The following is a 2,454-nucleotide window of genomic DNA, read 5'->3' as shown; positions in this document are numbered from 1 at the left end:
GCTGAGCGTGCCCCGCCACTCCGCCCGTCCGGTCGGCCACACCGCCGACAACTCCGACCTCGCACCGACCCAGGAGCTGTGATGGACCAGCAGACCGACGTCGTCACCGACGCCGCGCCAGCGGTGGGGGAGACCTTCGACGCCACGTTCGCCGAGGAGTGGGAGGACCCCACGAGCGTCTCCCTGTGGGAGGGCGACACCGGCACCCTGCCGCTGGGCGTGCGCCAGACCCTCGTGGTCCTGCTCAAGCACCGCTTCATCACGCCGCGCTCGCACCCCCGCGAGTGGCGCACGCTGGTGGAGAACCGCTCCGAGGTGACCTCGCGGATGGCCGACCTCTTCCTCGAGCTGGTCGTGACCGAGCGTCCCGAGGTGGCGTTCAAGCGGCAGGCGCTCTCCGAGGGCGGCGACCGGTTCCCGACGCTGCTGCACGACAAGGCCTGGAGCCGGGAGGAGACCCTGGTCCTGGTCAAGCTGCGCGACCACGTCCGCGCCGAGGCGGCCCTGGGCAACCCGCGCGCCTTCATCGAGCGTTCCGAGCTGCTCGACTACGTCGCCGGGTTCCGGCCGGTCGACGCCACCGACGAGGCCGGCGACCTCGACCGGGCCCGCAACGCCATCGCCAACGTCTACAAGACCGGCCTCCTGGTGGGCCTGTCCACGGCCGACCGTTGGGAGGTCTCGCCGGCGGTCGAGGCGATGCTGCCGATCGAGAAGCTGTACGAGCTGCTGCAGGCGTTCCGCGAGCGCAACCGGCCCGAGGAGACGCAGACGCTCACCGCCGCCGCGTCGGCGGACGAGAGTGACGACTGGGAGGCCGAGGAGTCGGCGGAGGAGGGTGACGCATGACGACGCTCACGACCCTGTTCGGGGAACAGGTCGAGATGCCCAACCGCTCCGCGGCCGTGGAGGCCGCGCCCGACAGCCAGTGGCGCATCGAGTCACTCCAGGTCGTCAACTGGGGTGGCTTCGCCGGGGTCAAGCGGGTCGAGTTCCACCCGTCGTCCAACCTCCTCTCCGGCCACTCCGGCTCGGGCAAGTCGACCCTCCTCGACGCGTACACCGCGCTGATGATGCCCTCGGACACGAAGTTCAACGGGGCGTCCAACGACGCCACCGTGGGGCGGGCCCGCAGCGAGGGCCAGCGCACGTTGCTGACGTACCTGCGCGGCGTGGTCGACTCCTCGGCCGACGAGCAGACCGGCCGCGAGAAGCTCAAGGTGCTGCGCGGCGACCGGGCCGACACCTGGGGTGGCGTCGCGGCGACGTTCGTCGACGACCGTGACCGCCGGTTCACGGCGCTGCGCCTGTACTACGTCCCCAAGCACGTGGTCCGCTCGACCGACATCACCGCCCGGATGGCCACGATCGAGGCCGCCGTCGACCTGGCCGACCTCGCGCCGGCTGCCGCGCAGCGCTTCAACCCGCGGGTCCTGCGCCAGCAGTTCGACGAGATCCAGGTGCACCACACCTACCAGGCGTTCTCCAACACGCTCTTCGCGCGGCTGGGCATCGGAGCGGGGGGAGACGGGGCCAAGGCCCTGCGCATGCTGGCCCGCGTGCAGGCCGGCGCCCCGATCCGCACGGTCGACGAGCTCTACAAGGAGACGGTGCTGGAGACGCCGGCCACCTTCGCGGCGGCCGACCAGGCGATCGAGCACTTCGACTACCTGGAGTCCGGCTACAACGAGATCGTCCTGGCCGAGCGCAAGGAGCGCCTGCTCAAGCCGCTGCCCGACCTGGCCGAGCGCAAGGACGTCGCCCTGCGTCGGATGGACGCCCTCGACTCGTACGGAGTCACGCGGGGCGGGGACACCCCGTTGCACCTGTGGCGCCTGCGCACCCGGGCGCGGCTGCTGAGCGGCGCCGTGGACGGGGTCAAGGACGAGCGGGCCAAGGTCTCCGCCGACCTGGTCGAGGCCGACGAGCGGTACGCGTCCCTGAGCCGCGACCTGGAGAGCACGCGCGCGGAGCACCGTGCCTCGGGCGGCGAGGCCCTCGAGCGGCTCGCCGCCGAGATCGAGGTGGAGCAGTCGCGCCTGGCCGACCGGCAGGAGCGCGCCAACGACCTCCACGAGCGCACCCGCCACCTCAGCGCCGACCTGACCAGCAGCGACGGGTTCGAGGCGGCGCTGGAGGCGGCCGACGACTTCCTGCTCGAGTACGAGGGCCGCCGCCGCGAGGCCGCCACCGAGCGCGACCGCGTCCTCCGTGACGCCTGGTCGCCGCAGCAGGACCGCAGCAACCTGCAGGCCGAGCGGGCCTCCCTGGAGGGGCGGACCGGTCGCGTGCCGGGCTACCTCGACCGGATGCGTCGCGAGGCTGCCCAGGCGGCCGGGATGGACGTCAAGGAGCTGCCGTTCCTGGCCGAGCTCATCGACGTGCACCCCGGCGAGCAGAAGTGGCGCCTGGCGATCGAGACCGTGCTCGGTGGCACCGCCCGTCAGCTCCTGG

2 protein-coding genes are annotated in these 2,454 nt (G+C 72.3%); both read left to right on the top strand.

The genetic code is table 11. The features are described 5' to 3' along the window. Positions 1-81: 81 nt before the first annotated feature. Positions 82-849: a DUF4194 domain-containing protein gene (locus tag ACI379_RS06940; protein ID WP_439791350.1), complete on the top strand. Its 768-nt coding sequence runs from the start codon at positions 82-84 to the stop codon at positions 847-849. Beyond that, positions 846-2,454 (top strand): ATP-binding protein (locus tag ACI379_RS06935; RefSeq protein WP_439791349.1); only part of this gene is annotated, 1,609 nt, incomplete at its 3' end. The genes ACI379_RS06940 and ACI379_RS06935, both read left to right, overlap by 4 nt.

This window comes from Nocardioides sp. (assembly GCF_051876515.1).
In the GTDB taxonomy this organism is placed as follows: domain Bacteria; phylum Actinomycetota; class Actinomycetes; order Propionibacteriales; family Nocardioidaceae; genus Nocardioides.
Note: the sequence above shows the minus strand (reverse complement) of the source record. Positions and strands in the feature narration are given on the sequence as shown.

Excerpts from the sequence above, each read along its gene's own strand:
- ACI379_RS06940 (WP_439791350.1), top strand. The coding sequence starts at position 82 with ATGGACCAGCAGACCGACGTCGTCACCGACGCCGCGCCAGCGGTGGGG.